Origin of the sequence: Bdellovibrio bacteriovorus HD100 (assembly GCF_000196175.1) — a bacterium.
In the GTDB taxonomy this organism is placed as follows: domain Bacteria; phylum Bdellovibrionota; class Bdellovibrionia; order Bdellovibrionales; family Bdellovibrionaceae; genus Bdellovibrio; species Bdellovibrio bacteriovorus.
On sequence record NC_005363.1, the window covers coordinates 3,091,185 to 3,112,651 of the forward strand.

General features: G+C 52.2%; 16 protein-coding genes. 7 read left to right on the forward strand and 9 right to left on the reverse strand.

Translation table 11 applies throughout. The features are described 5' to 3' along the window. Positions 1–88: 88 nt before the first annotated feature. The gene (locus BD_RS14540; protein WP_011165534.1) at positions 89–1,030 is read left to right on the forward strand and encodes an NmrA family NAD(P)-binding protein; all 942 of its coding nucleotides are present in this window, start codon (positions 89–91) and stop codon (positions 1,028–1,030) included. A 46-nt stretch (positions 1,031–1,076) separates the two neighbouring features. Beyond that, on the forward strand, positions 1,077–3,170 hold the full coding sequence (locus tag BD_RS14545; RefSeq protein WP_011165535.1) for a S9 family peptidase: 2,094 nt from the start codon (positions 1,077–1,079) through the stop codon (positions 3,168–3,170). Here BD_RS14545 and BD_RS14550 read toward each other — a convergent pair. From BD_RS14550 to BD_RS14565, 4 genes are all read right to left on the reverse strand, one after another. After that, positions 3,167–3,976, reverse strand: a complete 810-nt coding sequence (locus tag BD_RS14550) for a L,D-transpeptidase (protein ID WP_041583618.1) — start codon at positions 3,974–3,976, stop codon at positions 3,167–3,169. The two genes, BD_RS14545 and BD_RS14550, sit on opposite strands and share 4 nt — an antisense overlap. 164 nt (positions 3,977–4,140) lie before the next feature. Beyond that, positions 4,141–5,769, reverse strand: a complete 1,629-nt coding sequence (locus tag BD_RS14555) for a HAMP domain-containing methyl-accepting chemotaxis protein (protein ID WP_041583619.1) — start codon at positions 5,767–5,769, stop codon at positions 4,141–4,143. Between the two features lie 161 nt (positions 5,770–5,930). Then, positions 5,931–8,615: an aconitate hydratase AcnA gene (gene acnA / locus BD_RS14560; RefSeq protein ID WP_011165538.1), complete on the reverse strand. Its 2,685-nt coding sequence runs from the start codon at positions 8,613–8,615 to the stop codon at positions 5,931–5,933. A 16-nt stretch (positions 8,616–8,631) separates the two neighbouring features. Continuing rightward, positions 8,632–9,180: an NUDIX domain-containing protein gene (locus tag BD_RS14565; protein WP_011165539.1), complete on the reverse strand. Its 549-nt coding sequence runs from the start codon at positions 9,178–9,180 to the stop codon at positions 8,632–8,634. 169 nt (positions 9,181–9,349) lie between these two features. Here BD_RS14565 and BD_RS14570 point away from each other — a divergent pair, with 169 nt between their 5' ends. From BD_RS14570 to hmgA, 5 genes are all read left to right on the forward strand, one after another. After that, positions 9,350–10,108: a hypothetical protein gene (locus BD_RS14570; protein WP_011165540.1), complete on the forward strand. Its 759-nt coding sequence runs from the start codon at positions 9,350–9,352 to the stop codon at positions 10,106–10,108. Positions 10,109–10,226: 118 nt separating this feature from the next. Beyond that, on the forward strand, positions 10,227–10,793 hold the full coding sequence (locus BD_RS14575) for a hypothetical protein (protein ID WP_231839196.1): 567 nt from the start codon (positions 10,227–10,229) through the stop codon (positions 10,791–10,793). Continuing rightward, positions 10,790–13,558, forward strand: a complete 2,769-nt coding sequence (locus BD_RS14580; protein ID WP_011165542.1) for a tail fiber domain-containing protein — start codon at positions 10,790–10,792, stop codon at positions 13,556–13,558. Before BD_RS14575 ends, BD_RS14580 begins: the two co-directional genes overlap by 4 nt. Positions 13,559–13,668: 110 nt before the next feature. Next, positions 13,669–14,847, forward strand: coding sequence for a PA14 domain-containing protein (locus BD_RS14585; RefSeq protein WP_011165543.1), 1,179 nt, complete (start codon positions 13,669–13,671; stop codon positions 14,845–14,847). 133 nt (positions 14,848–14,980) lie between these two features. Further along, positions 14,981–16,270: a homogentisate 1,2-dioxygenase gene (gene hmgA, locus BD_RS14590; protein ID WP_226988036.1), complete on the forward strand. Its 1,290-nt coding sequence runs from the start codon at positions 14,981–14,983 to the stop codon at positions 16,268–16,270. 28 nt (positions 16,271–16,298) lie between these two features. Here the strand turns inward: hmgA and BD_RS14595 are convergent, their stop codons facing one another. The 5 genes from BD_RS14595 to ftsA all read right to left on the reverse strand — a co-directional run bounded on the left by BD_RS14595 (position 16,299) and on the right by ftsA (position 21,358). Next, positions 16,299–17,057 (reverse strand): class I SAM-dependent methyltransferase, encoded by a 759-nt coding sequence (locus BD_RS14595; protein ID WP_011165545.1) that lies wholly within the window; start codon positions 17,055–17,057, stop codon positions 16,299–16,301. Positions 17,058–17,144: 87 nt separating this feature from the next. Beyond that, complete coding sequence (locus tag BD_RS14600; protein WP_011165546.1) at positions 17,145–17,624, reverse strand: hypothetical protein; 480 nt, start codon at positions 17,622–17,624, stop codon at positions 17,145–17,147. Beyond that, entirely contained in the window at positions 17,621–18,382 is a 762-nt protein-coding gene (locus tag BD_RS14605) for a UDP-2,3-diacylglucosamine diphosphatase (protein WP_011165547.1), read from the reverse strand. The genes BD_RS14600 and BD_RS14605 overlap by 4 nt, the downstream gene beginning before the upstream one ends. Further along, a complete protein-coding gene (gene ftsZ, locus BD_RS14610) occupies positions 18,382–20,040 on the reverse strand; it encodes a cell division protein FtsZ (RefSeq protein WP_011165548.1) in 1,659 nt (552 codons plus the stop codon). The genes BD_RS14605 and ftsZ overlap by 1 nt, the downstream gene beginning before the upstream one ends. Positions 20,041–20,101: 61 nt before the next feature. Then, positions 20,102–21,358, reverse strand: coding sequence for a cell division protein FtsA (gene ftsA, locus BD_RS14615; RefSeq protein ID WP_011165549.1), 1,257 nt, complete (start codon positions 21,356–21,358; stop codon positions 20,102–20,104). Between the last annotated feature and the right edge of the window lie 109 nt (positions 21,359–21,467).

The following is a 21,467-nucleotide window of genomic DNA, read 5'->3' on the forward strand; positions in this document are numbered from 1 at the left end:
GGGCAGCCTTTCTTATTTGTAAGTTCCCCCCTCCTAAGCCGATCCCCTACCATTGAAGCCTACACTCATATTTTAAGGAGCACGGACTATGATTCTTGTTATGGGAGCTACAGGTCACATCGGTTCAAAAATCACCACTCACCTTCTTGCCAACAGCCAACAAGTGCGCTGCGTGGCCCGCAAGTTCCCGAACAAAGACGCCTACCGTGGCGCAGAACTGGCACAAGGGGACGCCAATGACGTCAGCTTTCTGATGGACTGTATGCGCGGCTGTTCTGCCGTGTTTACGATGATTCCACCGGACATGAGCGCCAAGGAAGTGCGCTTTTACCAGAACAAATTCGGTGAGGTGATCGCCGAAGCCATCGAAGAAGCCGGAGTTAAAAAAGTCGTGAATCTTTCCAGCGTCGGTGCAGACCTGGAAAGCGGCACCGGCCCGATCCTGGGACTGCACGACCAGGAAGAAAGACTGAACTCCATCACCCGAGCCGACATCATGCACTTGCGCCCGACTTACTTTATGGAAAATCTGCTCAGCGGAATTCCCAGCATCATTTCCATGAACCGCTTTTTTGGAACCATTTCCAGCGAAGTCCCGGTGCCGATGATTGCCACCCGTGACATTGCCGCACGGGCCGCCTTCCTACTGATGCATCCGGAATTCAAATCCCACAATGTCGAATATCTTCTGGGTGAACGGGATGTCACCTTCGACGAGGCCCTGCGTATTCTTGGCCAGGCCATCAAAAAACCTGAAATCGAATACGTCGAGGTTCCTGAACAGGAAATGAGAAACTACCTGATTGGCGCCGGACTGACCGAGGACTGGTCAGATGCCATGCTGGAAATGAACCGCTCCTTTAACAATGGATCGATCGCCGGCACTGTCAACCGGGACAAAAAGAACACCACCGCAACATCTTTGGAGGAGTTCGCCCGGACAACATTCCTGGATGCCTACACACGCGCCCAGCGCACTGACGCTGACAGAAAATCCCGACCATCCTCGGAGCGTGAGGCCAGACCGTAAGGTCTTGTGCTTCCCAACTCCCGGAAGATGGTGATAGCCTTTTCGAATGAAAATAAGTGTCTTGGCTATCGCACTTCTGGGAGTATCCTGCATGCACAAAAATTATCTTGATTATCCGAAACCTGAAAAGATCACAACTCAGCTGTCCAAACACGGCGACATCCGTATGGACGACTATTTCTGGCTGCGCGAGCGTGAAAATCCCAAAGTCGTCGACTATCTGAAGAAAGAAAACGCCTACACTGCAGAAATGATGAAACCGGCACTGGAGCTAGAGGAAAAAATATTTCAGGAGCTGAAGTCCCGCGTGAAAGAAGACGAATCTTTCGTGCCTGCTAAAGACGGTGACTATTGGTATTCAGCAAGATTTGAGAAGGCCCAGCAGTATCCGCTGCACACCCGCCACAAAGGCAGCCCGACAGGGCCTGAAGAAATTCTGATCAACGTTCCGGAACTGGCAAAAGGTCACACCTATTTCAGCTCGACCGGCCCGCGTATGAGTCCGAACCATAAGATGATGGCCTATGCGGTGGATACCGTCGGTCGTCGTTTCTATACAATCCATTTCAAGGATCTGACCACCGGGAAAGTTCTGGCGGAAAAAATTGAAAATGTCACTGGCAACCTGAGCTGGGCCAATGACAACGAAACCATCTTCTATTCTGAACAGCACCCGGAAACCCTGCGTTCCGAGAAGGTCTATCGCTACAACATCAAAACGCACAAGAAGGATCTTGTTTACCACGAAAAAGACGACACCTTCAGCGTTTACGTTTACAAATCCCTGTCTGAAAAATTTATCTTCATCGCGTCTTACAGCACTCTGACGACCGAGACACGTTTCATGTCGGCGGACCACCCGCTAGGAACTTTCAAGGTGTTCAACCCGCGCGAACGCGCGCACGAATACTCAGTGACGGATGGTGGCGACAAGTTCTATATCGTTTCTAACAAGAACGCGCGCAATTACAAATTGATGGTGGCAGACCTGGAGCACACCGAGGAGAAACACTGGAAGGAACTGATCCCCCACCGGGATGACACCTATCTGGAAAGCGTCACCGTGTTTAAAAGCTTCATCGCTTTGGATGAACGCCATAACGGGCTTACCCAGGTGCGTATTGCCGACCGCAATGCCCAAAACCCTTACGAACTAAAATTTGCGGATCCAAGTTACCTGGCGTCTGTGGGAGACAACCGCGAATACGACACCGAATGGCTGCGCTATAACTATGAATCCATGCGCCTGCCGGATTCTGTTTATGACCTGAACGTTAAAACCAAAGAACAGGTGCTGAGAAAGGTGAAGGAGATCCCGAACTACAACGCCGACTTGTATAAAACCGAGCGTGTCTTCCTGACGGTTCGTGACGGCACCAAAGTTCCAGTGTCCCTGATCATGAAAAAGGATTTTAAGAAGGACGGCAAGTCCTCGATGCTGGTCTACGGCTATGGCTCTTACGGTGCGAACATGGACCCTTGGTTCAGCAGCAATCTGTTCAGTCTGGTGGATCGTGGTTTTGTCTATGCCAAAGCCCACATCCGTGGGGGTTCCGAGATGGGCCGTCACTGGTATGACCAGGGCCGCACACATTCAAAGATGAACACCTTCAATGACTTTATTGATGTGACCGAAGCCTTGATCAAAGAGGGCTATTCCTCGGCCGAACACACTTTCGCCATGGGCGGAAGTGCCGGCGGCCTATTGATGGGAGCGGTGATGAATCTGCGCCCGGATCTTTACAAGGGCATCGTGGCGCAAGTGCCGTTCGTGGATGTGATCTCTACGATGCTGGATGATAGCATTCCCCTGACCACCAGTGAATACGACCAGTGGGGCAATCCGAACGTGAAAGAGGATTACGAATACATCCGCAAGTATTCCCCTTATGACAACGTCAAGAGCCAGGCTTATCCGAATGTTTTGGTGACCACTGGCTTCCACGATTCTCAGGTGCAGTACTGGGAGCCGGCGAAGTGGGTGCCGAAGCTTCGTGAACACAATAAAGGGACTTCGATGATTCTTTTGAAGACCGACATGGAGTCAGGTCATGGAGGGGCTTCCGGCCGCTTCGATCAATTGAAAGAAACGGCCACGGAATATGCGTTTATTCTGATGGTTAACGGAAATAAGAATTAGTCTCTTACATCCTGCACGATGATCAGCGCACTGAAAGTGTTGAACTTCACAGTTTCGCCGGTCTTCTGGCTTGTCCAGTACTGAGAATTGATGTACTTCACGCTGCCATCCTCATTCAACACCGGAGTTCCGTCCGGATTGATTTCAGGGATGGTGGCGCGCTCAGTTTCCTTCACACGGTTGAACAGCTCTTCAGCGGTTTTAGCATCCTGACGGGTGCAACCCCCAGAAGCGCGGCCTCCAAGATAGTCCGTGTATTTCTTGTAAACTTCATGCAAAGCCAAACCGTTGTCCACGTCATAGAAGATCGCAAACGGCATGGATGAATCCCAGGAACTGGAATGGTGATCTTTGGACAGGAATTTCGGTGTGTAATAGCCTGTCGGCGTCTGAGACCAGTAAGATTTCGCCGGAGCGCCCGTGCACTCTTTGTTTTTACGTTTCAGCTCCAGACCTTCACGGCCTGTGGAAACTTTGGAATTGATCACAACACGGCCATACTCATACACGCGCATTGTCTGGGCGGTGCGACCATGTTCAGCCTTATTGATCACGATCACATAGCGGAAATCGCGCAGCCAGGGCTTGGAATAGAAATCCTGCTCGCTGAAGGCCTGCTGCTGACGCAGGTATTCCGGCAGACGCGGCGTAATAGCTTTTTCATATGAATATACCTGGCTGTATTCCTGGTCTTCATACTTACAGTCATTAAACGCGTTTTTCACCTTACCCCAGAAAGAGGCCGAGGCGGATTGACTGACAACCAGAGCCGCGGCTACGACTCCGTACTTCATAACGTTCTTCATAATCACTCCGTTCTTTCTTTAAAAGACGAAGTTCATACAGCAAAGACTCTGCCACATTTTGAGACACTGATCTGAAAGCTGGAAGCTTTGAATGGAAAAGCCCCCGGAAAGGGGCCCTTAAAAGTCACGTCGTAAAGAAGTTCAACAGCGGGTGCTTGGGAGTCCTAAAAACCCTCAATGGTGCCCACCTGGCGATCGTCATCAAAGGGGATCACCTCGCTGGCGGCAGATTGCTTCGCTGCCTTCTTTGGCAAGGGCTTTGAGGATTGAGAGGTTTTCACAACAGCAGCTCCATTCACCGGAGCCGAAGCTGCCGCAGGGGCCACGGCAGTCAGGCTTCCTTTGCCATGAATCACTTCGTTCAATTGTGAAGTCAGCTTCTGCGATGTCGCCGCCATCGTGTCGATCTCGGCGCTGGAAGCAGCGATCTCTTCAGCGGAAGCGGCATTGCCTTGTGCCGCCTGATCCAGCTGGTTCATGGCTTTGCTGATCTGCTGAATACCGGCCGTCTGCTCGGTGCTGGCTGTGGCGATTTCAGTGTTCAGGTCAGATACTTTTTTAACGGAGGTCACAATATTATCCAGAACCAGGCCGCTGGAACTGGCAATCTGACTGCCCTCTTCCACCTGCTGCACGGACTGTTTGATCAGCTGGGTGATGTCTTTGGCGGCAGAGGCACTTCTTTGTGCCAGCGCCCGCACGGCTTCGGCCACGACGGCAAAACCTTTCCCCTGCTCTCCGGCACGAGCCGCTTCCACTGCCGCATTCAGGGCCAGCAAGTTGGTCTGGAAAGCGATATCATCAATCACATGAATGATCTCTTCAATCTTGCGAGAGGAAGCGGAAATCTGCTCCATGGAAGAAATCAGTTTTGAAATCTCACCCTGGCCTTTTTCCGCCACTTCACGGGAGGAGGCCGACAGACTGGCCGCCTGCTTGGCATTGTCAGAGTTCATCTGCACCATCGAGGAAAGTTCTTCCAAAGACGCCACAGTTTCCTCCAACGAAGCGGCCGCCTCGGTCGAAGACTGGGACAGACTCGAGCCCGCACTGGTCATCTGAGTCACCGCACCCGCCACATGATTACTGGCTTCGGTCAGCTGCTCAGAAATGGCAGAGATCTGTTTGGACATGCGCGCCGCGATCCACAGCAACGTGCCCGAAATCAGAATGTTTCCGACGATTGTCGTCAGAATATTCCACATCTTCACAGATTCCTCGGCCGCATGCGCCAGCTGTCCTTCGGTGGCAGCTTTGCCTTCATAGATTTTTAAAGCCGCCTCAGTAAATTCGCTGACCGGCACCCCAGCGACTGTATAGTCGCCTCGCAAAAGCTCTTCAGCCCTTTCCAGGCCCGCGGCGTCTTTGCTTTTGAGGTTCTTCAGGATGTCCTCCATGATGGCAAGAATCGCCGGGAACTTGTCCTGAGCTTTGTCGAAGAGGACTTTTTCTTCGGCAGTGAAAGAAGTCTTCATGTATTTTTCATAATCTTTGCGATAGGAATCCAAAGCCTTAGCAGCCAACTCCAGTTCGCCGTCGATCTCTTTGCCTGTCTTGAAAAGACTTAAAGCCGAGTACGCACGGAACCCAAAGGCGTTTCGGGAAATGCGCATGTCCGTCAGAATCAGAATATTGGGAATGATCTCGTTGTGCGAACTTTTCAGAAGCTCGTTCACCCGGCCCACACCGTTGACGGAAATGACCCCCACCATACAGAAGGCCACAATGGGAAGGGCCGCTGCAAATAAAAGCTTTCCTTTGATGCCACGAAACCAGGATGTGATGTTGCCCATAGATGTATGATCCTCCACTACGTTCTGATCTACTCTTCGTTTTGATCGGAGCTTTACTGAAGGGCTCGGGCCTGTTTGTTAACGGAAGGTAATTTTTTAGACCTGGTCGGTGGACACTGCTCTCGCCTGTTCAGGCGAGAGCTTTTGACCTATGCAAGGAACTAGACCAGTTTGCGAAGCACGTAATGGAGGATGCCCCCATTTTTGTAGTACTCAAGTTCAACTGCGGTGTCGATACGAGAGCGCACTTTCACGTCCTCTTTCTGACCGTTGGCGCGATGAATGGTCAACATCAAATCCTGCTGTGGCTTCATGCCGGATTCAATGCCGGAAATATCGAACGTCTCTGAGCCATCCAGATGCAAAGTCTTGCGATCCGTGCCCGGATGGAACTGCAGAGGCAACACCCCCATACCAATCAGGTTGGAACGGTGAATACGCTCGAAACTTTCCGCGATCACGGCTTTCACACCCAGAAGACGAGTGCCCTTGGCAGCCCAGTCCCGGGAAGAACCCGTGCCGTACTCTTTACCGGCGATCACCACCAAAGGCGTCATCGTGGACTGATACTTTACCGAAGCATCGTATATGGCCAGCGTTTCACCGCTTGGCACGTACTTGGTCATGCCGCCTTCCACCCCCTGAAGCATTTCGTTTTTAATGCGGATGTTGGCGAAAGTCCCGCGCACCATCACCTCGTCATTACCACGACGGGATCCGTAAGAGTTGAAGTCTTTGGCATCCACCCCATGGGACATCAGATAGCGTCCTGCCGGAGAATCCTTTTTGATACTTCCCGCCGGAGAAATATGGTCCGTCGTGATTGAATCACCCAGGATTGCCAAAGGACGAGCGCCCTTCACGTCATGAACCGCTTCCGGCTTCAGGGCCATGCCCTCAAAGTACGGGGGGTTCTTGATGTAAGTGCTCTTTTCCCAGTTGTAGACCTGGGAAGACGTGGTGTTGATTTTTTGCCAGTCTTCGGTGCCAGCAAAAACATTTCCGTAACGCGTGTCGAACATTTTAGTTTCAACGGTTTTGTTGATGGTGTCCTGAATCTCCTGACTGCTTGGCCAGATGTCCTTCAGATAAACAGGCTTTCCAGATGAATCATTGCCCAAAGAATCGCGGGTGATATCAATCATCATGTTGCCCGCCAATGCGTGCGCCACCACCAGCATCGGAGACGCCAGATAGTTGGCTTTCACATGCGGATTGATGCGGCCTTCAAAGTTGCGGTTTCCGGAAAGAACCGACGCCACAACCAGATTTCCTTTTTCAACCGCCCCCGCCACCGGAGGATCCAGCGGTCCGGAGTTCCCGATACAGGTCGTGCAACCGTAACCCACAAGATTGAAACCCAGCTTATCCAGATAAGTTTGCAAACCGGCGCGCTCCAGATAGTCCGTCACCACCTGAGACCCGGGAGCCAGGGATGTCTTCACCCACGGCTTCACGGTCAGGCCCTTTTCCACGGCTTTCTTCGCCACCAGACCGGCGCCGATCATCACCGATGGATTGGAGGTGTTCGTGCAGCTGGTGATCGCGGCAATCACCACGTCCCCGTGACCCAAAGAGTAGTTTTGAGTGTCGACGGTCACCGCCGAAGCGGATTTGGTCGCTTTGTCGGCCTCCACCTGGAAACCCGCCACCAGTTGTTTTTTGAAATCTTCAGCAGCGCCAGCCAGAACCACACGGTCTTGCGGGCGCTTAGGGCCGGCCAAAGAAGGCTCGACAGTGGACATGTCCAAGTGAAGAGTGTCGTTGAAGTGATAGTGCTTCTCCGCTTCTTCCGAACGCCACAACCCGGTTTCTTTCGCATAGGCTTCAACCAAAGCAATGGTCGCGGCATCCCGACCGGACAGACGCAGATACTTCATAGTTTGCTCATCCACCGGGAAGAATCCGCAGGTTGCGCCGTATTCAGGTGCCATGTTGGCAATCGTCGCCCGATCCGCCAAAGACATGGTTGCCAGACCCGGGCCATAGAATTCAACAAACTTTCCAACCACACCTTTTTTACGCAGCATTTGCGTGATGGTCAGGACAAGATCCGTCGCCGTCGTGCCTTCCTGCATTTTTCCATCAAGCTTAAAGCCGACCACTTCCGGAATCAGCATGCTTAGAGGCTGTCCCAGCATCACCGCTTCCGCCTCGATGCCACCCACACCCCAGCCCAACACAGCCAGACCGTTGATCATGGTGGTGTGACTGTCTGTGCCCACCAAGGTGTCAGGGAAGGCATTAGCCCCCTCAGGCCCTTGATTGGACCACACGGTTTTACCCAGATATTCCAGATTCACCTGGTGACAAATACCTGTGCCCGGCGGAACCACTTTGAAATTCTGGAACGCGTTCTGCCCCCACTTCAGGAAGACATAACGTTCGTGATTGCGCTCAAACTCCATTTTCACGTTTTCATCAAAGGACTTCGGCGTACCGAAGGCATCGACCATCACCGAGTGGTCAATCACCAGATCGACCGGCACCAGCGGGTTGATTTTTTTCGGATCACCGCCCAGAGACTTCATCGCATCCCGCATCGCCGCCAGATCCACGACCGCCGGCACCCCGGTAAAGTCCTGCATCAGCACTCGCGCCGGGAAGAATGAAATTTCGCGGGTCAGGGATTCGTTGCTCAGGCTCAGCAGGGAATCAATGTCCTCTTTGCTGACATGCAGCCCATCTTCGTGGCGCAGAAGGTTTTCCAAAAGGACCTTCAGCGACACCGGAAGTTTTTTAATGTTGGGATGCTGGATTTTGTGAGCGTTGAAAATGGTGTAGCTCTGTGAGCCCACCTGAAGTTTCGATTTCGTCTTAAAACTGTCTTTGGATTGAATGAACATGAGAGGCTCCTTCCTCTCAATTCCACTCCCCTCTTAGAAATTTATCAAGCCAAAAAGCCCCGATCTGGGTTTTCACATCGCTCACTTTTCCCTCGAGAACAAGCTGCATAAGGTCTGCGGGTTTTACTTCGACAACCTCAATAAACTCACCCTGATCCAGACGCTGCTCCAGATGAGTCAGGTCCCTGGCCAGATACAAATCAATGTGCTCGTTGGAATAACCAATGACAGGATGGATTGTGGTCAGGAACTTCCAGTCTTTGGCTTCATAGCCGGTCTCTTCGAGCAGTTCTCTTTTTGCCGTCAGAAGGGTTTCTTCGTTGTGGTCTCGTTTTCCGGCAGGAAACTCGAGAAAAACTTTTTTAACCGCGTGACGGTACTGATGAATCATCACCACATTCCCATTTGGCAAAAGCGGAATCATCATCGCGGCGCCGGGATGCAGAATGTACTCACGGGTGTAGGTGCGCCCGTCGGGAGCCTGCACCTGATCCTGTTCAATTTTGAGGTATCGTCCTTTAAAAATCTGACGCGTGGACAGCGTCTTTTCTTCCAAATGCTTCATGGTATTCAGAGTCTCATACCGACACGCTGAAGTCGCTCCATTTCGTCTGGACCAAAGATGGTCCCGCCTTTTGTCCAAAAGGTGTAGAATGGGTGTGGCTCATAGGTGTTGAAATAGTGAGTGTTGTATAGAATGTGTTAAATCAAATTGAAAGATCAGGAGGATCACTATGAGAGCTTTGAATAAGGTGGGACTGTTCATGTCCACCGCTCTTCTTGTTTCAGTTATGTTTGCCCAGGACGCAAATGCACAACGCCGCCTCAGCCGTGGCCCCAGCCTTTCAGGCGACATGGCTTTGGGTATTGGTATTTCCACAGTCTCTGCCGGACAAAATGACATGGACTCCCTGATTGATGCGGCTCGCGCCAGCGCGGCCAACGCCGACACCAAAGCCATGGGCAGCGCCTGGGAATTTTATGCCAACTGGTCTTATCGTTTCAGCGGCACCTCTTACGCTTTTGTATTCCGTCCGTCTTACTTCATGCAGGGCACAGAAGGTTCAGGCACTGACGGAAGCTACGACTACAAGTTGACGGGCTACACAGTGTTCCCGATCTTCCGTATCTATCCGCTGGAAAACTCCTTCATCAAGTTCTACATGCAGACAGGCCTGGGTTACGGCAGCCTCAGTGGTGAAATCACCGCCGGCACCAAGAATCTGGATTTCAAAGGCAGTGCCTTTGGTGCGATGGGTGGTATCGGTGTCGACTTCTGCTTCACCGAAGCCCACTGCCTGACAGTGGAAGGGAATCTGCGCTATATGCCGATTGAAAGAAATCTGACGACGGGTGGTAATTGTACCGGGGCCAGCGATATTCCTGGGGTAAGTCAGTGCGGCGGGGACTCGGAAGTGGAGCGCAATGGAAAAGACCTTGCGACCACTATGTCAGGTATTCAGGGCCTGATTGGCTACACCATGAACTTCTAGTAAAGATCCTGTCTTATTTCCGGACTCGTTCCGTCAAAAGCCGCCTCATCGAGGTGGCTTTTTTTATTCCCACTATGAGACTTAAGAAGTGCCCGTTTATTGCCGATATTCTAACAGCATGAACACACGGGACGTGAGTAAAATCGCCATATTAGGGATGATCGTGATGATCCTCTCCGCCTGCTCGGACGCCAGTCCCGAGGTCTCTGTTTTGCGTTCTATGGAAAGCCTGGAATTCAATCCCAACCACGTGGTCACCTCCAGTCTGACCAGCGTGCCCCTGCAGGCCACTTGCGCCAACTTCATCGGAAAAATTGAAATGAGTCTGGACGGCGGCGCCACCTGGATCACTCCGACCAGCTATGACGGTACGGCTGCCTCAGCTTGTGTCAACGGCAAGTTCAATGTCAGTCTTTCAAACTTAAAGGCCCCATGGAGTTCTTTGGCCATTGCCGCCGGCCAAACCTTGAAAGTGAAATTCCGCGCGCAACCGCGTCCCAATAATTTTTTCTATAAAGAAGTGACCGTGCTTTATTCACCTTCTTCCACCCGCAGTCAGGAAGTCCTGATTGGCAGCGCCGAACAGGCCGGCGGTGGATACCGAGTGAAAAGCCGTCTCCGTCATCAGCAGCAACACGTCGCTGCCGGTGGCAACTTCAAAATCAAAGGGAGAATCACTGAATGAAAAATCTGATTCCCTCCCTCTTTCTGATTTTGTCAGGTGTTGCCGTTCAGGCTGCGTCCCCTTCACCGGGACCGCTGTTCACCTATGAAGGTCTTTTGACCGACGCCGGCAGCACAGCCATCACCACAACCCAGACAGTGCAGTTGCAGATCATCTATCCAGCCAGCTGCGTGGTCTTTGAAGAAACCCACAGCATCACGCCCGGCTCCAGCGGCGAGTTCAGTGTGATTGTCGGCAGCGGAACCCGCACCGACTCCACTGGCAACACCGCCGATCGCATTTTTGCCTCTTCAGGCAATGTGACCTGTGCCGACACCAGCTCTGTCGTGGCTTCCGGGTTCACGACACGCTCTTTGCGCGTGCGAGTCGGCGGAACAGATCTGACTCCGGACGTGGCGATCAACACGGTTCCTTTTGCCATCAATGCGGCACGCCTGGCCGACAAGACGGCGACGGACTTTGTGCAGATCAGTGCCTCCACGACACAAGCCAATGCCGACAGTGTGTTCAGCCGTTACAACACTCTTAACAGCGTTCTGAATTTGTTTGCCACACCTGGCACCAACGGTCAGCTTTTGATCGGAACAGGCACAGGCTACACGCCCGCGACACTGACTGCGGGTTCGGGGATCAATATCACCAACGGCTCTGGCAGCATCACGATTTCTGCCAGCGGTGGTGGTGGATCCGTGACCTCCGTCACGGCTTTGTCGCCGTTGGTTGTGGGCGGCACCGCTGCTGTTCCCGAAATTGCCTTGCCACAGGCAAATTCCACCACAAACGGTTTCCTCAGCTCGACCGATTGGCAGGCTTTCAATAACAAACAAAACAAAACCCTTTCCAGCGGCAACATCTGGGTGGGCAATGTGGTTGGCTCTGCTGCAGAAGTTTCCGTCAGCGGCGATGCCACCTTGAATTCTTCAGGCGTTCTAAGCCTTGCCAATGTCGGCACTGCGGGAACTTACGCCAAGGTCACCACTGATGCCAAGGGCCGCGTGACATCGGGCTCGGCCCTGACGGCGGCGGATATTCCCTCTCTGGACTGGAGTAAAATCACTTCGGGACTGCCGGCCACTCTGGGTGGGTACGGGATCAGTGATGCGGTAAAGAACATGGGTGGTTCTCCAAGCATCCAGTCAGGAACTGATGCCGCCCGTCCGGCTCCGGGCACAGCAGGCAGAATCTATATTTCTTCTGACACCAATCAGATCTATCGCGACACCGGCTCTGCCTGGAACACTCTGGGCGGCGGCGGAGGTGCGGCTCTGCCTATCAGCCTGACCACCGAAGTCACTGGCATCTTGCCAATTGCAAATGGCGGTACCGGCTCTTCTTCCGTTGCCGGGGCCATGTCTGCCCTTTCCCCGCTTTCGACCAAAGGGGATCTTCTTGTTCACAATGGCACTGCCAACGTCCGCCTGCCCGCGGGAGCCTCGGGTCAGGTACTGGCTGCTGACACCACAGATGCAAACGGTGTGAAGTGGGTCACGGCCCCTGCGGGTACCGTGACTGCTGTGACTGGAAACGCCCCGGTTATGGTTTCAAACAACACAACGACTCCATTGATATCAGTCAGTGATGCCACGACCAGCACCAAGGGTGTTGTGCAAATCGGAAACGGCCTGAATGTCACTTCCGGCACTGTCAGTGTCAATCCAGGCTCATTCCCGTCAGTGGTTCCAGTCACCAAGGGTGGTACCGGGACGGGCACCTTCAACGCCAACAAACTGGTTTACACCAACGCCTCAGGCTCAGCCTTTACCGAGTTTGCCTGCGGCATTGGCATGGCCATCGCCTTTGATGGCACAGGTATCGCAGGCTGTTCAAGTTACAGCTCTTTGGGAGTCATCGTGAACTCTGGAAACTCGCTTGGCATCCCTATGGCTGTCGGTACGAACGATGCTTTCAGTCTGTCTTTTGAAACCAACAACACCCCACGGATGACGATTGATGACGTCGGTCGTGTCGGTGTGGGCACAACCGCACCGACGAGCGCGTTGCACGTGATCGGCACCGGAGAAGTTGCGCGCTTTGTGACGTCGGCGACCGGTGGGGTCGTGATTGACTCCACGGCACTGAACTACAATCCCTCTCTGATCTATAGAAAAACCAACATCAACCGCTGGTCGATGATGGTGAATGCCGCCTCTGAAACGGGAGGCAACGCCGGCTCCAACCTGAGCATTCTGCGCTATGACGACACCGGCGCCACCCTGGGCGCGGCAGTGACCATTGATCGCGCTTCAGGCTTTTTTGGTATTAACACGGCGGCGCCAGCCTACAACATTCATGTCACGGGAACTGCCGGCTTAAGCACAGGCTCTGCGTGGACTGTCGCATCTGATGCGCGCCTCAAGGACGTGCATGGCGACTATGAGTTCGGCTTGAGTGAAATCCTGAAGCTGCACACTGTTCGCTATAACTACAAAAAAGACAATGCCGCAAAAATCCCGTCGGATGTTCCGATGGTGGGTTTCATCGCGCAGGAAGTTCAGCAGGTCATCCCGGATGCGGTGAAAACCCGTGCGGACGGCTATCTGGAACTGAACGTGGATCCGATTCACTGGGCGACAGTCAATGCCGTCAAAGAACTTCACGGCATGTGCAAAGCCACTGAGGAACAGCTGAACACCATCACTCGCCGTGTGTCTTCTTTGGAAGAAGACGCTGCTGTGAAAGACCTGCGCATCAAAGCTCTGGAAGACGAAAACAAAAATCTCAAAAAAGATCTCGAACTGATCAAAGCCAAACTCGGCCTTCAGTAATCTCATATCGAAACTGCAAAACATACCAATATCATACGACGTGTGGGTGATACTTCCACAGTTCTTACAATTTTGTTAATCTTGTGGATAGCTGATTGTTGAGGTACGTAATGACTAAATCACTGTTCTTGGCTGTGCTGTTGGTGTCCCCATTTGCACTGGCAAAAAAACAAAATGAACCCAATATTCACACGCGTGGTCTGCTTAAGAAAATCACGTGCAGCTATCACGGAAGCGGAAAAACCCCAACTGGGGAAAGCATCGGCTCGGTGGATTTTGCCGATCCGGAAAAAACTGTTTGTGATCCCCTGGGAAGCGGCTCTGCCAACAACAGCGAAAACGGACTGTTTGCGAAATTGTTCGTAAAAAGCCCGGAAATGTCCAGCCCCGTTAAAAGTGTGATGGACTATTACAACCAAGGTGTGAAGCTGGATCAGGATCTTTATTTTTCGGATGTGAATGTCCCGACCCGTATTTTTACAGATGGCTTTGCCACCAAAAACGGCGAAGTGCTCGTGGATGCCAGCGGCAACAAGCTGATCGAAAACTTTGCCATCGAATACACCTCTGTTCTGAAGCTTTCAGACCAGGATCGCGAAGGCCACTACGAGATTTCACTGCTGTCGGATGACGGCGCCCGCCTGTTTGTGAAAGAGGCTGGTGTGTGGAATGAACTGGTGAACAACGATGGTGTGCACCCGACCCGCCTGGGCTGCCCTTATCGCACAGTGGAAATGAAGAAAGACACCGAACTGCCGATCCGTATTCTGTACTATCAGGGGCCCCGCTATCACATCGCCAACGTAATGCTGTGGAAGCACCACAAGAAAGCGCAAAGCTGGAAAAAACCCTCTTCCCATTCACTGTGTGGCATTCAGAGCAATAGTTTCTTCTATAACCCCAAAACCGGAAAAAAACAGGCCGCGGTGAAGGTTCTGGAGGCCACCGGCTGGGATGTGGTTGCTCCGGCAAACTTCCACATGCCTCCTTTGAAACCCAATCCATGCGTCGAACCTGACTTCGCCATCAGCGACTTTAAAGTGGCCTCCCTGGCGGCTCCAAATGCAGAGATCACCTGGTCGACAAACTTCCCGTCTACCAGCCAGATCTATATCGTCAATATCTTCACGGGTGAGGAAATGTACACGACTGTTGATACCGAGATGGTCACAAGCCACAAAGCTGTCTTAAGCGGCCTGATCCACGGTTTGCAGTATCAGATCCAGGCCATCAGTGTGGACGCCAAGGGCAAAGAGGTCCGCAGCCCTGCTGTCATGCTTCTGCCCTAGGCATGAACCGGGCTCGCCGACAATGCCCGCATTGAGCCCTTGTTGACGCGCTGTCAACACGTCATTTATCAGCCCCCGCGGTTGAGGGGCATCCCTGTTGATTTTTTACCTGGGACCTGATTATCTGTCCCATATGGAAACAAAATACTTATCAGGTTTCGGAAATCATTTTTCCACAGAAGCTCGCCCGAACTCTTTGCCTCAGGACCAGAACTCTCCGCAAAAGGCCCCGGCGGGTCTTTATCCTGAACAGCTGAGCGGAACCGCTTTCACAGCTCCTCGCCATTCCAATATGTTCTCCTGGCTTTACCGGATCCGTCCGTCCGTGATGCACAAACCTTTTGCCCCGCTGAAGGATCTGACGGCGAAGACCTTCTTCAAACCTCAGCACATCAACCCCAATCAAATGCGCTGGAATCCGCTGGCAGACACTTCCGCGAAACAGGATTTCGTGGAAGGCATCCGCACCGTGTGTGGTACAGGTTCTGTGCACGAACAACGTGGTTTGAATGCGCACCTTTATTCTTTCAACAAGTCCATGGACACGCGTTACTTCATGAATGCGGATGGTGACTTCCTGCTGGTTCCGCAAAAAGGTGCTTTGCATGTAAAAACCGAAATGGGCTTTATGGAAGTTGAACCCGGCGAAATCGCCCTGGTTCCCCGCGGAGTGAAGTTCCAGGTGAATCCGCTGAAAGACGGCACCACTTGCACCGGCTATATCGGTGAAAACTTTGGTGCAGCTTTCAGACTGCCGGACCTGGGCCCGATTGGCGCCAATGGTTTGGCGCACCGTCGTCACTTCCTGACTCCGGTGGCGGCGTTTGAAGACAAAGAAGGAAAGTTTGAACTGGTCGGCAAATTTGCCGGCGAACTGTGGGGCGCTGAAATCGGTCACTCGCCACTGGATGTGGTGGCATGGCACGGAAACTTTGTGCCGTTCAAGTATGACCTGCGCAAATTCAACACCATCAACACCGTCAGCTACGATCATCCAGATCCATCCATCTTCACCGTGCTGACTTCACCAAGTGAAGTGCCGGGCACCGCGAACGTGGACTTTGCGATCTTCCCACCGCGCTGGATGGTGGGTGAACACACCTTCCGCCCACCGTACTTCCACCGCAACTGCATGAGCGAATACATGGGTTTGATCTATGGCGAATACGACGCGAAAACCGCTGGGGGTTTTGTTCCTGGGGGCGGCAGCTTGCACAACTTCTATTCCGCCCACGGACCGGATGTCGATGCCTTTGAAAAAGCCAGCAATGTGGATTTGAAACCACACAAGATTGAAGCCACCATGGCCTTTATGTTTGAATCCCGTTCGCCGTATATGGTGACAGACTTCGCGATGGGGAAAGACTTCCTACAGGGCGATTATCAAAACTGCTGGCAGGGTTTTAAAAAGTACTTCAAATAAAGAAAAAGCCGGGGCAGCCCGGCTTTTTTTATTTCATTCGTGCGTGGAAAATACGAGTGTCATATTCAATCCGCACCATTCCGTTTTTTTGATACTTGTCGAACAAAGCCTGCAGCTCCGCTTTCATGGCCGGATAAACTTCGCTGTCCGCCTGAGGCATATATGACGAAGACAACAGACGCCCTAACAAGCCATCAAAATCCAGATCCTGATAATTGAAGATCACATGTTCGTTGTAGGCCCCCAGAAAACTTTCAATCTGCTTCTGATCAATGTTGTTGTGACGAACCTGCTTATAGTCTGAACCGTACTTCGCAATCAGCGCTTCATAGTCCACGTTAAATCCCGTGCCCGTCATGCGACGATCATTCCAGATCAACGCCGCGGTTCCCGGCGATTTCAGAATGCGTTTGAATTCTTTCTGCGTCGCCACTGGCTCAAACCAGTGAAAGGCCTGAGCGGCAATCACGAAATCCACGCTGTCGGCAGGCAGCCCGGTGTTTTCCGATGAACCATTCACACTGCGAAAGTCAGGATAACCCACCAGGTTCTTTTCGGCAGCAGCCCGCATTTTGGCGTTGGGTTCAACCCCGTACACGGTGTTGCCATGGTTTAGAAAGATCTCGGCGGAAATCCCAGTTCCCGAACCCACATCGGCAACCGCACTTGCCGCGGTCAGCCCCAATTGGTCGGTGAAAAACTTAAGAAGTTCAGAAGGATACGAGGGTCGAAACTTGACGTAGTTATCAACCCGGTCGCTGAATCGTTGAGTCGGTTTGAAATCCATATCCAGATTCTGTCGCAGCGCTTCGGAAAAAGTAAGCAGGTACCTTTTAGTTGGCCCTCCTGCGGAGGGTGCCCCAGCAGGTACCTTTTAGTTTATGATGTCCATTTTCTTTTGGATTTTAATTGGGGTCAGGTGGCCGTTGCCGGATTCGGTGTGCCCGATCAGCTCGACAGTGGCTGTGACTTTTTCGGGGCTGCCAATTGGCAATCCGCCGCACTTGATCGGACAAGTCAGATCCAGAATTTCGTTATTGGTCATGCGCACCGGGATGCCAATGGCATCCAACTGATAATCAGAATAGGTGCAGGTGTAAGAACGCACGGAAGATTTGAATGTCACCTGAATCATCGCCGGAGCAAAGAATTCACCACTGCGGTTGGCGATGCGAATCTGAGGAATATCAATATACGGCGAAGCGATGTCACGACGGTTGGAACCATCCTGATAAGACATGCAGCTGATGGAGGTGGAGTGAATGACGAAGGCCTCTTTTTGCACTGTCATTTCCACAGATGCCTGAGTTGTCACAGCGAACAATAGTACCAAAGCGCTGACGGTTAATCTCATAAATCCTCCTCAGAAGGCAGATACACCCATTCGCCCACGCCATTTTTCAGGCAGAAGACTTTCACACGCTCTTCAAACCACGAACCCAGATTCACCGAACGCACCGAGTGGCCGTTGATGGTTTCCGTGTGATCATCAAAGACGTGCATGTGTCCAGAGACAATCAGATCAAAAGGCTTTTCCGCATAGGCCACTGGTGTGTGCTTGCGGATCATTGAGATTAGCTCCCCTTCGTTGGAAACACGATAGTGTCCACTGCGCTCCCGGCTTTTTTTGCTGGCTTTGTTCCCGATATGATCCCAGAACTTGCCCGGTAAAATATTGCCCAAAGGTTTGATGTAAGGATTGCGGATGATGCTGCGGTATTTGAGGTACTTTTCGTCATTCAGATTGATCAGATCCCCGTGCTCACAGCGCACGCGAACCCCATCAATCAGATAGTACTGAGCCTCGACAAAAACTTCGATCCCCAGATGCTTTTGGAAGTAACCTTCCACATGCACGTCGTGATTGCCTTCAATGAAGGTGATGCGGGCCCCGGCTTTGCGAAGGTCCCCCAGTGTCTGCATCAAAGGCTCGAACTTTTTGGCGAAATAAGTGTGCCCACCGACCCACAGATCGAAGATGTCCCCGAGCATGAAAAGGTGAACTTGCCGGGGATTGCCCGCCAGCAAAGAACGCAAAAAGCGCAACAGGATTTTCCCATTGCGCTCTTCAGCGGTTTTCAAGTGAATGTCGGATATGAACCAGGCTTCCACTATTCTTTATTCAGATCGAATCCTTGTTTCTTGCGGATGAAGGCAGGAACTTCAAGATTCTGGCTGGAGAACGGAGAGCTCAGGACTTCACGAGCCATGCGGCGCGCTTCTTCCAAAGACTGCTGTTCGTGATCCACGTTCATGGATAGTTGTTCCGGGTTCGCGTGCTTGGATTTCAAGTCCTGGCTTTCTTTGAAAGCGCGGGCTTTAGCCAGCAACATGTCACGCGGAGACAAAGATGATTCCACTTGCGGCTGGATCGGGGTTGCAACTTCCTGTTGTACAGGAACCTGCTGAGCCTGAACCGGCATCTGAGGCATCATGTTTTGTGCTGCCTGCTGAGCCATTTGTGGAGTCACGGCAGCTACAGGGGGAACAACCACAGTCTCAGTAACCTGAGGAGCTGCCTCTGTCTGCTGTGGTTGATGCGTAAAAGACTGAACCTGAGTTTGAACCGCAGTGATCGGCGGAAGTTCAACCGCTGGCATCTGAGGCATAACAGGCATTTGTGGCATAGTCGGCATCACCGGCATTTGCGGGAACTGAGGCATTTGTGGCATCTGCGTCATCTGTGGCATTTGAGCCATCTGTTGCGGCATTTGCGGCATCTGCATGTTCATGCCACCGAAGTGAGCTGCGTTCTGGTTCAGGAAATTCTGCATTTGATTTACCTGAGCCATGTCGTTCACAAGTTTCACTTCGTGAGAGTCGAAACCAGTTGCGATCACAGTCACACGAACTTCATCGCCCATGCTTTCATCGATAACCGCACCGAAGATGATTTCTGCATCTTCATGAGCCGCTTCAGTGATCAGAGTGGAAGCTTCGTTCACTTCGTACAGGGACAGGTCAGAACCACCCGTTACGTTGATGATGATGCCTGTCGCGCCATCGATCTTAACATTTTCCAGCAACGGAGAAGAGATCGCCGCTGTGGCAGCTTCAACCGCACGGTTGTCACCTTTCGCAGCGCCAGTACCCATGATTGCAATGCCTTTGGAAGACATAACAGTGCGGATATCAGCGAAGTCCAGATTGATAAGACCGCGGATGTTGATCAGATCAGAGATACCTTTAACTGCCTGAAGAAGAACTTCATCAGCTTTTTTGAAGGTTTCCAGAAGCGGCGTTCTTTCCGCAGCGATGGAAAGAAGTTTCTGATTCGGGATCACGATCAGAGTGTCCACGTTTTCTTTCAGATCCGCCAGGCCGCCCTCTGCGTGCTTGCCGCGTTTTTTACCTTCGAACAGGAACGGCTTGGTAACCACACCGATAGTCAAAGCGCCAAGTTCACGCGCAATCTTCGCGACGATCGGCGCGCCACCCGTACCAGTTCCGCCACCCATACCTGCAGTGACGAACACCATGTCCGCGCCTTCCAATTTTTCAACGATCTCATTGTAGGATTCGATCGCAGCTCTGCGACCCACATCCGGATTTGCACCTGCACCAAGACCTTTTGTAAGGTCAAGACCCAGCTGGATCTTATTCGGAGACTTGCTGGCGTTCAGGGCCTGGATGTCTGTATTGGCAACGATGAACTCAACACCGTTCATGCCGGATTCGATCATTGTGGCCACCGCGTTGCTACCGCCACCGCCGACGCCCACTACTTTAATATTTGCACCGATATTGATATTTTCTTCCAACTCAAACATTTGATCCTCCCCACAGAATCATCCGCCGTCGCCGAGGCTTGGGCGAACTCAGGCTATAAATTTAAAAAATCTGTCCAAAAAATTCTTTGATCTTCTTGGTGATACCGTCCAGCGATTCACCAATGTTCACTTCCTGTTGCTGTTGGTGCGTCTGAAGCAGGTCTTTTCTCTGCCCCAATGCATACTGCAACAGTCCGACAGCGGCGGAGAATTCTCCAGACTTCACCACATCCGTCAGACCACCGATTTCACGAGGAGCCCCTCTGCGAACCGGAATATCAAAGATAAACTCTCCCATTTCGATCAGACCATCCAGGTTGCTTGCGCCACCTGTAAGAACGATCCCGCCACCAAGCATTGGCATCAGGCCGCTCATACGAATGTCATTGGCAATCAGGTTCAGAGTTTCCTCTGCACGAGCTTCAATAACATCCGCAAGGTCCTTGCGAGGAATCACGCGGGATTTTCTGCCGCCGACACCCTCGACCTCAACAGTTTCATTTTCATTCACCATGGAAGCCATGGCACAGCCATGCTTCTTTTTCAACTCTTCCGCCGCGAACTGCGGAGTTCTCAACCCCACCGCCACGTCGTGAGTGAAGTGCTGGCCACCCACTGGAATTACAGAGGAGTGAGCCACACTGCCGTTGACGAAGTAAAGGGCGTTACAAGCGCCGCCACCCATATCAACCACGCACACACCCAGATTCTTTTCATCGTTGGACATCACCGCCGTTGCGGATGCCAGCTGGGAAAGAACCAGGCCTGCGATTTTCAAACCGGCTTTTTCAACACATTTTACAGTATTATTGATGGCACTCTGACCGCCGGTCACGATGTGCACATTGGCTTCCAAGCGGATGCCGGACATGCCGATAGGATCCGTGATCCCGTCCTGGCCGTCGACTTTGAATTCTCTTGGAAGTACGTGAAGAACAGAACGATCCGTTGGAACCGCCACTGCCTTGGCAGCTTCGATCACGCGGTCAATTTCAGAGGCCGTGACTTCGCGGTTCTTGATCGCGACCATGCCCTTGGAATCAAATGAAGAAATGTGCGAACCAGCAACACCCACCCACACTTCGGAGACGGTGTAACCGGACATCAATTCTGCTTCTTCTTTGGCTTTTCTGATGGAATCAGTCGTGGCTTCGATATTGACTACGACACCCTGGCGGATCCCAGTATTGGGAGCGGTGCCTACGCCTGCGACTTCGATTTTTCCTTCGGGATTAACTGTGCCGATGACAAAAGAGACCTTGGTAGAACCAATGTCCAAGCCAGCCAATACCGGAGCTTTGGGTTTTGATGTACTCATCCTTAAGTCCTCACGGATGCCTAAACTATAAAAGTTTCAGGAAAGACCACCCGTTAAAATCATTTTAAGGGGCTTCTAAGGGGGCATCTACCCGACTTTGATCGGTCTT

What these genes read in the sequence shown, in the direction of transcription:
- ftsA (WP_011165549.1), bottom strand. Translation starts at nt 21,358, where the DNA reads ATGAGTACATCAAAACCCAAAGCTCCGGTATTGGCTGGCTTGGACATT.
- BD_RS14595 (WP_011165545.1), bottom strand. Translation starts at nt 17,057, where the DNA reads ATGGATTTCAAACCGACTCAACGATTCAGCGACCGGGTTGATAACTAC.
- BD_RS14550 (WP_041583618.1), bottom strand. Translation starts at nt 3,976, where the DNA reads ATGAAGAACGTTATGAAGTACGGAGTCGTAGCCGCGGCTCTGGTTGTC.
- BD_RS14555 (WP_041583619.1), bottom strand. Translation starts at nt 5,769, where the DNA reads ATGGGCAACATCACATCCTGGTTTCGTGGCATCAAAGGAAAGCTTTTA.
- BD_RS14540 (WP_011165534.1), top strand. Translation starts at nt 89, where the DNA reads ATGATTCTTGTTATGGGAGCTACAGGTCACATCGGTTCAAAAATCACC.
- BD_RS14580 (WP_011165542.1), top strand. Translation starts at nt 10,790, where the DNA reads ATGAAAAATCTGATTCCCTCCCTCTTTCTGATTTTGTCAGGTGTTGCC.
- BD_RS14565 (WP_011165539.1), bottom strand. Translation starts at nt 9,180, where the DNA reads ATGAAGCATTTGGAAGAAAAGACGCTGTCCACGCGTCAGATTTTTAAA.
- hmgA (WP_226988036.1), top strand. Translation starts at nt 14,981, where the DNA reads ATGGAAACAAAATACTTATCAGGTTTCGGAAATCATTTTTCCACAGAA.
- BD_RS14585 (WP_011165543.1), top strand. Translation starts at nt 13,669, where the DNA reads ATGACTAAATCACTGTTCTTGGCTGTGCTGTTGGTGTCCCCATTTGCA.
- BD_RS14570 (WP_011165540.1), top strand. Translation starts at nt 9,350, where the DNA reads ATGAGAGCTTTGAATAAGGTGGGACTGTTCATGTCCACCGCTCTTCTT.
- acnA (WP_011165538.1), bottom strand. Translation starts at nt 8,615, where the DNA reads ATGTTCATTCAATCCAAAGACAGTTTTAAGACGAAATCGAAACTTCAG.
- ftsZ (WP_011165548.1), bottom strand. Translation starts at nt 20,040, where the DNA reads ATGTTTGAGTTGGAAGAAAATATCAATATCGGTGCAAATATTAAAGTA.
- BD_RS14545 (WP_011165535.1), top strand. Translation starts at nt 1,077, where the DNA reads ATGAAAATAAGTGTCTTGGCTATCGCACTTCTGGGAGTATCCTGCATG.
- BD_RS14600 (WP_011165546.1), bottom strand. Translation starts at nt 17,624, where the DNA reads ATGAGATTAACCGTCAGCGCTTTGGTACTATTGTTCGCTGTGACAACT.
- BD_RS14575 (WP_231839196.1), top strand. Translation starts at nt 10,227, where the DNA reads ATGAACACACGGGACGTGAGTAAAATCGCCATATTAGGGATGATCGTG.